General features: G+C 64.3%; 6 protein-coding genes. 2 read left to right on the forward strand and 4 right to left on the reverse strand.

Features of this window, described 5'->3' with window-relative positions; all coding sequences use genetic code 11:
- Positions 1-59: 59 nt before the first annotated feature.
- The 3 genes from gcl to ACNPN0_RS14680 form a co-directional block, all read right to left on the reverse strand.
- Positions 60-1,853, reverse strand: a complete 1,794-nt coding sequence (gcl, locus tag ACNPN0_RS14670) for a glyoxylate carboligase (RefSeq protein WP_448938230.1) — start codon at positions 1,851-1,853, stop codon at positions 60-62.
- A 304-nt stretch (positions 1,854-2,157) separates the two neighbouring features.
- Entirely contained in the window at positions 2,158-3,069 is a 912-nt protein-coding gene (locus ACNPN0_RS14675) for a 2-hydroxy-3-oxopropionate reductase (protein ID WP_448938229.1), read from the reverse strand.
- A 25-nt stretch (positions 3,070-3,094) separates the two neighbouring features.
- On the reverse strand, positions 3,095-3,898 hold the full coding sequence (locus tag ACNPN0_RS14680; protein ID WP_448938228.1) for a hydroxypyruvate isomerase family protein: 804 nt from the start codon (positions 3,896-3,898) through the stop codon (positions 3,095-3,097).
- A gap of 642 nt (positions 3,899-4,540) precedes the next feature.
- On the opposite strand from ACNPN0_RS14680, the gene ACNPN0_RS14685 reads away from it, so the two are divergent.
- Together ACNPN0_RS14685 and ACNPN0_RS14690 are read left to right on the forward strand one after the other, a co-directional pair.
- Entirely contained in the window at positions 4,541-6,064 is a 1,524-nt protein-coding gene (locus ACNPN0_RS14685) for an NCS1 family nucleobase:cation symporter-1 (protein ID WP_286134071.1), read from the forward strand.
- A gap of 8 nt (positions 6,065-6,072) precedes the next feature.
- Positions 6,073-6,819, forward strand: coding sequence for an aspartate/glutamate racemase family protein (locus ACNPN0_RS14690; RefSeq protein WP_448938227.1), 747 nt, complete (start codon positions 6,073-6,075; stop codon positions 6,817-6,819).
- Positions 6,820-7,014: 195 nt separating this feature from the next.
- On the opposite strand, the gene ACNPN0_RS14695 is transcribed toward ACNPN0_RS14690, so the two are convergent.
- On the reverse strand, positions 7,015-8,445 hold the full coding sequence (locus ACNPN0_RS14695; protein ID WP_448938226.1) for an APC family permease: 1,431 nt from the start codon (positions 8,443-8,445) through the stop codon (positions 7,015-7,017).
- Positions 8,446-8,677: the final 232 nt, after the last annotated feature.

Here is an 8,677-nt window from a genome sequence, read left to right on the forward strand (position 1 = left end):
GGTGAACCGGGGCCCCCGCGCCAAACTTTGCGGGTTGCAGGTCAGCGACGACTGCCCTTTCACGCACCCACGGTGGCCGAGGCTGCCATCGGCACCAACGCGGTTGGTGCATCGGCGGCGTCCAAAGCCAGGTCTTCGAATTCATTGACTGCATCCAGCTGCGCGCCCATGGCGATGTTGGTGACCTTTTCCAGAATCACTTCCACCACAACTGGCACCTGGTGCTCTTCGGCCAGCGCATTGGCCTGCGCGAATCCGGCAGCCAGCTGGCTTGGATCCTCGATGCGCACGGCCTTGCAGCCCAGGCCCTCGGCCACCTTCACATGGTCCACGCCGTAGCCCTTGGTTTCCGGGGAGTTGATGTTCTCGAAGCCCAGCGAGACGTGGTAATCCATCTCGAAGGCGCGCTGCGACTGGCGGATCAGGCCCAGGTAGGAGTTGTTGACCACGACGTGCACATAGGGCAGCTTGAATTGCGCGCCAACGGCCAGCTCCTCGATCATGAACTGGAAGTCGTAGTCCCCGGAGAGGGCCACGACCTTTTCGCCCGGCTTGCCGCGCACGACGCCCAGGGCAGCCGGTCCGGTCCACCCCAGCGGGCCGGCCTGCCCGGCGTTGATCCACTTGCGCGGGCCGTAGACGTGCAGCATCTGCGCGCCGGCGATCTGGCTCAGGCCGATGGTGGAGACATAGGTGGTGTCCGTCCCGAAGGCGGCGTTCATTTCCTGGTACACCCGCTGCGGCTTGATCGGGATGTTATCGAAGTTGGTCTTGCGGTGGCCGGTGGACTTGCGGGCGGTGGCCTCATCGGCCCAGGCCGAGTAGTCCGGCAGGGTGCCGGCGGCCTTGCGCTCGCGCACTACCTCCAGGATCGCGTCGATGGCAGCGCCGGCATCCGAGGTGATCCCCAGATCCGGGGAGAAGACGCGGCCGATCTGCGTGGGCTCGATGTCCACATGGATGAACTTGCGCCCGGCACGGTAGGTGTCCAGGTTGCCGGTGTGGCGGTTGGCCCAGCGGTTGCCCAGGCCCAGCACCACATCGGAGGCCAGGAAGGTTTCGTTGCCGTACTTGGTGTGGGTCTGGATGCCCACCATGCCTGACTGCAGGCGGTGGTCGTCGGGAATGACGCCCCAGCCCATGAGTGTCGGGGAAACCGGGATGTTCAGCTCTTCGGCCAGCTCGACCAGCTTGCCGCTGGCGTTGGCATTGATCACGCCGCCGCCGGCGATGATGATCGGCTTCTTGCCTCCCAGCAGCAGGTCGACGATCTTCTCGGCCTGGCCACGGGTGGCCTGCGGCTTGGTCGGTGCCAATGGCTCGTAGGCATCGATGTCGAAGTCGATCTCGGCCATCTGCACGTTGATCGGCAGGTCGATCAGCGCCGGTCCCGGACGGCCCGAGCGCATGATCTGGAAGGCCTTGGCGAAGGTGCCCGGAACCAGGCCCGGCTCCAGCACGGTGGAGGCGTACTTGGTCACCGGCTTGGCGATGGACTCGATGTCCACGGCCTGGAAGTCCTCCTTGTGCAGCACATTGGTGGGCGCCTGCCCGGTGATGCACAGCATCGGGATGGAGTCGGCGATCGCCGCGTACAGGCCGGTAATCATGTCGGTGCCGGCAGGGCCCGAAGTGCCCAGGCACAGCCCGATATTGCCGGTGGCCCTCGAGTAGCCGTCGGCGGCGTGGCTCGCGCCCTCGACGTGGCGGTGCAGGGTGTGGCGGATGCCGCCGTGGGCCCTCATGGCCGAGTACAGCGGGTTGATCGCGGCGCCGGGCAGGCCGAAAGCCTCGGTGGCGCCCTCCTTCTGCAGGATCTGTACGATGGCATCTACTGCGCGCATCTTTGGCATTTCAGTCACGTCCTTATGAACACCGGCAGGGTGTTCGTGGGTAGCTTGGGAGAAAGAAGGGAAACCTGCGGCGGGGCGGAAGGTGCATGAGTCACCACAACGCCGTTTCCTTGAGCATCGGATGCCGGCAATGAACTGGAACAAAGCCCATTGCGCAACGGGCGAGGCCTGTGCTGGCCGCTTGCCGTGTAATCAAGTCGCCGGCACCAGCCGGGCCCGCTATGGCGCGGCCGGCATCCGAGGAAGCGGAGATACCTTGGCCTCCCCGCCGCAGGAAGTCATATGCCTTGGGGGTTGTATTCCCCTAGGCGGGAACCGGGGCGTCGACCTTGCCGGCCAGTCGCTGCACCCCGCGGAAGAGGCCCGAATGGTCCAGCGCCCCGTCGCCGGAAGCCACGGTGGAGGTGACCAGCTGGGCGACCAGTGCGCCCAGGGGCAGCACGACACCGGCTTCGCGGGCCGCGGAGGTCACGATGCCCATGTCCTTGTTGTGCAGGGCCAGGCGGAAGCCCGGGGCGAATTCGCGGTCCAGGATCTTCTGGGCCTTCTGGTCAAGCACCTTGGAGCCGGCCAGGCCGCCGCCGAGGACCTTGATGGCCGCGTCGGTGTCCACGCCATAGGCTTCGAGGAAGAGCACCGCTTCGGACAGGGCCTGGATGTTGGCCGCGACGATCAGCTGGTTGGCCGCCTTGACGGTCTGCCCGGAGCCCGAAGGACCCACCAGCACGATGGTCTTGCCTACCGCTTCGAGCACCGGCCTGGCCGCCTCGAAGTCAGCTGGCTCGCCGCCGGCCATAATGGACAGCACGCCCTCGATGGCGCCGGCCTCGCCGCCGGAGACCGGGGCATCGAGCGGGCGCAGTCCGGCGTCGCGGGCCGCGGCCGCAAGCTCGACGGCCACGTCGGGACGGATCGAGGAGTTGTCGATCCACAGCGCTCCGGCCTTCGCGTTGGCGAAGACGCCCTCTGCGCCGAGGGTGACGGCCTGGACATCCGGGGAATCCGGGACCATGGTGATGACCACGTCCGCATTGGCCACGGCTTGCGCGATGGAGGCGGCCTTGGTTCCGCCAGCGGCGGCCAGCTCATTGCCGGCCTTGTCGCTGCGGTTGTAGCCGGTGACGTGATAGCCGGCGTTGACCAGGTTCTTGGCCATCGGCAGGCCCATGATGCCCAGTCCGATGAAGGCGATGTTCTGCGACATGTGATTCTCCAAAAATTCTTGTGCGAAAAGGTGTTCTCTAGACTGCGGCGCTGCTGCTGGCGTTCTGGAGCCAGTCGAAGGCGGTGGCCGCTTCCTGCTTGTACTCCAGGGCGACCTTGCCGGTGTAGCCCAACTCGCGCGAGCGCTTGATCCAGTCCTGCAGCGGCAGGTCCCCGGTGCCCGGAGCTCCGCGGCCCGGCGCATCGGCGATCTGGATATGGCCGAAGTCCTTGGCATGCGCTTCAATGACGGCGGCGACGTCATCGCCGTTGACTGACAGGTGGTAGAAGTCGGCCAGCAGCGCGATGTTCCCTTCGCCCTGGGCCTTGACAGCGTCGATGACCGCAAGCGCCTGGGCCGCAGTTTTCAGCGGGTAGGCTTCCGTGCCGGAGACCGGCTCGATCAGCACGGTGCCGCCGACCTTGGCCACGCCCTGGGCCGCGGCCACCAGGTTCTCCAAGGCCAGCGCATCCTGGGCCGCCGGGTCGGCGCCCTCGATGCGGTTGCCATACAGGGCGTTGAAGGCCTTGCAGCCGGTAGCTTCGGCGATCGCCACTACCGCGTCGACGTTGTCCTTGAATTCGGACTCGCGACCCAGCCATGAAACCAGTCCGCGGTCGCCTGCCGGCATGTCGCCGGCGAAGAAGTTCAGTCCGTCCAGCTGGACGCCGGCGTTGGCCAGCGAGGCGAGAAATTCGTCGACCTGCTTGCCGGAGGGGGCGGCTTCGCCAAATGGCCACCAGAATTCGACGCTGTCGAAACCCGCCTGCTTGGCGGCATCCGCACGCTGCAGCAGCGGCAACTCGGTGAGGAGGATCGAGCAGTTCAGAGTGTAGGACACTGGATTTCCCTTCAAGAACACCTTCCAAAGATTCCGCTTTATGGAAGTTAGCTTTTGCTTTATGAAAACTCTAGGACGAGACGCCAATCACTGTCAAGAAGGTTTCGGGACGAAGTGCCGATGCGCGCAGAGTCGTGCAGAAGAGCGCTGCAGTGGCATCAGGACAGGAATGGCGCCCGGTGCGATCCTGGTAAAAGCTGGCTCATCAGCGGATTCAGGGAATGGAATAAAAGGCTCCGGAATCCTGCCCAAAATACCATCTGGTGAAATTATCATTTTCTATTGCGGGAATGTGATCCAGTGCATACAGTGGTGGTTACTCACCTGGCACATATCTCGGAGTGACTTCCTAGCTCAGGAGCAGCCATGCTTTTTCCACCGTGCATCACGCACAGCGCACAGCGGCTTGCCGTTGCGCCGCGCCCGGCCATGCCGCTTCTCGGCTCGCCGGCCGAGTTCTACGTTAATTTCGGACAGCCGATCTATCCGTAAGCGGGCCCGCCTACCTGTCCTGCGTCCCCGCAGGCAGGCACGGGCCGTTCCCCTGAACGCTCCGCTTCCCCAGATCTGTCATCTTCCCCTGCCGCAGTGCGCCCGAATGCGCCTGCAAGGATGCATGACCCTTTGACAAGGATGTCCATCATGTCGCAAAAGACCCCTGAAATGGTGCCCGAGGCCGCACCGCAGGAAAACCGGCCCGCTATCGACCGGGCCAATCCCTTCGAGTTGAGCGCGTCGCTCTACAACCAGGATCTGGCACCAACCACCCGCTCCGGGCGCACCTGGAGCTCTTACAGCATCTTCACCCTGTGGGCCAACGACGTGCACTCGCTGGGCAACTACACCTTCGCCATCGGGCTCTTCGCGCTGGGCATGAGCGGCTGGCAGATCCTCGGCGCGCTGGGCATCGGAGCGGTCCTGCTCTTCGCGCTGCTGAACTTCTCGGGGTTCATGGGCGAGAAAACCGGTGTCCCTTTCCCGGTGATGAGCCGCATCGCCTTCGGCATCAACGGCGCCCAGATTCCCGCACTGCTGCGCGGGGCCGTGGCCATTGCCTGGTTCGGCATCCAGACCTACCTAGCCGCCCAGGTCCTCGCCGTCATGGTGATTGCCGTGGCCCCGGGGTCCGCAGCCCTGGAGCAGACCAGCTTCCTGGGACTGAACGCCCTGGGCTGGATCTGCTTCGTCGCCCTCTGGGCGGTGCAGCTGGTCATCGTCAGCTACGGCATGGAGATGATCCGCAAGTACGAGGCCTTCGCCGGCCCGGTCATCCTGGCCACCTTCCTGGGCCTGGCCATCTGGATGCTCTTCGAATCGGGTTTCAACGTCTCGATGAGCACCGGCGAATCGAAGACCGGCATCGAGATGTGGACCGCGATGTTCGGCGCAGCCGCCCTGTGGGTCTCGATCTACGGCACCTTCGTCCTGAACTTCTGCGACTTCACCCGTGGCGCATCCTCCAAGAAGGCGATCGTCAAGGGCAACTTCTTCGGCATCCCGCTGAACATGATGTTCTTCGGCGCCATCGTGGTGGTCCTGACCGGTACGCAGTTCTCCATCAACGGCCAGGTCATCACCTCGCCGTCGGATATTGTCGGCGCGATCCCGAACACCTTGCTGCTGCTGCTGGCCTCCGCCGCCTTGCTGGTGCTGACCATCGCGGTGAACCTGATGGCCAATTTCGTGGCACCGACCTACGCATTGACCAACCTGCTCCCGAAGAAGCTGAACTTCCGCACCGCCGCACTGATCTCCGGGGTCATCGGCCTGGTCATCCTGCCCTGGAACTTGTACAACTCCCCCGAGATCATCAACTACTTCCTGGGCGGCCTGGGCGCGCTGCTCGGCCCGCTGTTCGGCATCATCATGGCCGACTACTGGCTGATCCGCAAAGCCCGGATCAACGTCATGGACCTGTACCGCTCGGATGCCGAAGGCACCTACTACTTCACCCGCGGCGTGAACTACCGGGCCGTCGGGGCACTGGTGATCAGCTCGGTGATCGCACTGGTGCTGGCCTTCGTCCCCGCCTTGCACGTGGTCGGCCCGTTTGCCTGGTTCCTGGGTTCGGGCGCCGGCGCCCTGGCCTACCTGGCCTTGGCCAAGCGCCAGCACGATCTGGCGGACATCGATGGCGAGCCGATCGCCGTGGCACCAACCCACTAGGACAACTCATGCGCATTCTGATCCTGAACGTCAACACCACGCAGTCCATGACCCGCGCCATCGGGGATTCCGCCCGGCAGGTCGCCTCGCCCGGCACCGAAATCGTCGAGCTGACCCCGGATTTCGGGGCGGACTCCTGCGAAGGCAATTTCGAAAGCTACCTGGCGGCCATCGCCGTAATGGACAAGGTGGTCCGCTACACCGAGCCATTCGACGCGGTCATCCAGGCCGGCTACGGCGAGCACGGCCGCGAGGGCCTGCAGGAGCTGCTGGATGTCCCGGTCGTGGACATTACCGAAGCCGCCGCCTCCACCGCCCAATTCCTGGGCCACAAGTATTCGGTGGTGACCACGCTGGACCGCACGGTGCCGCTGATCGAGGACCGGCTGAAATTGGCCGGCCTGACCGACCGGCTCGCCTCGGTGCGCGCCAGCGGGCTGGGCGTGCTGGAACTGGAATCCGATCCGCAGCGCGCGGTGGCGGCCATCGTCGAGCAATCCCGCCAGGCGGTCGAGCAGGACAAGGCGGAAGTGATCTGCCTGGGCTGCGGCGGCATGGCCGAGCTGGAGGAACAGGTGCGGCTGGCTACCGGCGTGCCAATTGTCGATGGCGTGCGCGCAGCGGTGACCATCGCGGAGTCGCTGGTCCGGATGGGGCTGAGCACCTCCAAGGTGCGCACCTACGCCCCTCCGCGGCCCAAGACCGTGACCGGCTTTCCCATGACTCCGGCGGCCGTCGTTCCGGCGGGCCTCTGAATGCCAAGCCAAATAGCAGGCTCAGCCCAGCGCGCTCACAGTCAGCCGTCCTAGAGTTATAAGTACCTCATGAAGGTGCGAGTGATGACAAAAGGAAACCCCGGTGCTTCGGCACCGGGGTTTTCTTCTTGCCCTGCCTATTTCATAGGACCCCAGCTGTTTCGGGGTCCGGATTTACTCTCCTCAACCTGCAAGCTAGAGGTGCACCTGCTGGAACCTCGATAGCACCCCGCCGGCGGCCAGCGCGGCAGCGAGCAGGACCAGCACACCGAAGGAGAATGGGCCATACCCCTCCTCCCCTAACAAACTGGGCAAATTCACCAGGATGATCGCCAGGAAACCGAGCAATCCTGCTAGCCCCAGAGAGGGGGCGATGCGCCGTTGCCACACCGGCCCGCCTGGATGCTTCGTTGCAAAGAACGCCAGCACCGCGACCGATGTCAGTGCGAGCAGCAGAACTACCCCTACCGAGGAGATGCCGCCAAGCCAGGTATAGAACTGGTTGATCGGTTCCAGCCTGAGCAGCACGGCCAGCAAGATCAGCAGGCCAGTAGCCATCGAAGCGACCACCGAGGCCTTAGCAGGAGAACCGAGCTTCGGATGCGCCTGGCCCAACGCCGCTGGCAGCACCTGGCGTGCGCCGAGCTGGAAGAAATACCGCGAGGAAATATTGTGGAAGGACAGGATGCAGGCGAACAAGCTGGTCACGAACAGCAACTGGACGATATGCCCGCCGACCGTACCCAGATAGGTTACCGTGGTGCTCTGCAAGAGGGTTCCGGCATTCTGCTCCGCAGTGGACACGATGGCGCTTTGCCCGTTGGCGCTGATCAGCACCCAACTGGAAAGCGTGTAGAACAGTCCGATGGCGATCAGGGAAATATACGTTGCCCGCGGAATAGTGCGATCCGGGTCCTTCGCTTCATCGCGGAACACGGCAGTTGCCTCGAAGCCGACGAATGACAGGATCGCAAAGAGAATCCCGATCCCCGGTGCCCCGGAGGTGATCTCGGAAGGGCTCACGATGCCGGTGGAAAAGCCTTCCGGACCTCCGCCGGAAAGGATGACCACCGCATCCAGAATCACGACGATAGCGACCTCGGCAATTAGCAGCACAGCCAGCACCTTGCCTGACAGCTCGATATTCCGGTAGCCCAGCACGGCAACCAGCACGAAGCACGCAGCGGCCCACAGCCACCACGGCAGATCCGGGCCACCATAGGCCTTGACCAACTCGCCCATTCCCGGACCGAAGAGCCCGAAGACACCAGCTTCCAGTGCCAGGTAGGCCAGCAGGGCCACGAATGCCGCGCCCAGCCCGAGCCCGAGGCCCAGGCCGGAGCCGATGTAGGCATAGAACGCGCCGGCGTTGGGCACGAAGCGCGTCATCTGGGTGAAGCCCACCGCGAACAGCAATAGGACCACCGTGGCAATCACGAAGGTGAAGGGGAATCCGGCTCCGTTGCCGCCGGCGATGCCTAGGGGCACCGGGCCGCCGATCACGCCCAGGGGCGAGGCCGCGGCGACGACAATGAAGACGATGGAAGCCACCGAGAGGTTACCGCGCAGCGATTGGGGGGATGCCACTGCGGCGGCTGCCGGAGCTGTTTTGAGGGTTTGGGACATGGGAGCACTCCACTAGAACTATTGCGAGATTGTTCCCACCCTAGGCTCCCTTCAACGCGCGGCCGAGGCGACTGCAAAGAATAGTCATCGCGCGCAATTTCCAGCCTTAATGGAGTCATCTTCAGCCCTCCCCGGACTCCGCGCTGGCTGCTCCGAGGTCACGCTTCGTCATGCAGCGGCCACGCCGCCGAGCCGTCCTGACATATTCTGGACATCAGGTTGCCGCGGTGCG

It is taken from the genome of Glutamicibacter sp. AGC84 (assembly GCF_053543575.1).

Bases quoted from the DNA above. Each gene is read 5' to 3' on its own strand.
- gcl (WP_448938230.1), bottom strand. From the start codon at position 1,853: ATGCCAAAGATGCGCGCAGTAGATGCCATCGTACAGATCCTGCAGAAG.
- ACNPN0_RS14685 (WP_286134071.1), top strand. From the start codon at position 4,541: ATGTCGCAAAAGACCCCTGAAATGGTGCCCGAGGCCGCACCGCAGGAA.
- ACNPN0_RS14690 (WP_448938227.1), top strand. From the start codon at position 6,073: ATGCGCATTCTGATCCTGAACGTCAACACCACGCAGTCCATGACCCGC.
- ACNPN0_RS14695 (WP_448938226.1), bottom strand. From the start codon at position 8,445: ATGTCCCAAACCCTCAAAACAGCTCCGGCAGCCGCCGCAGTGGCATCC.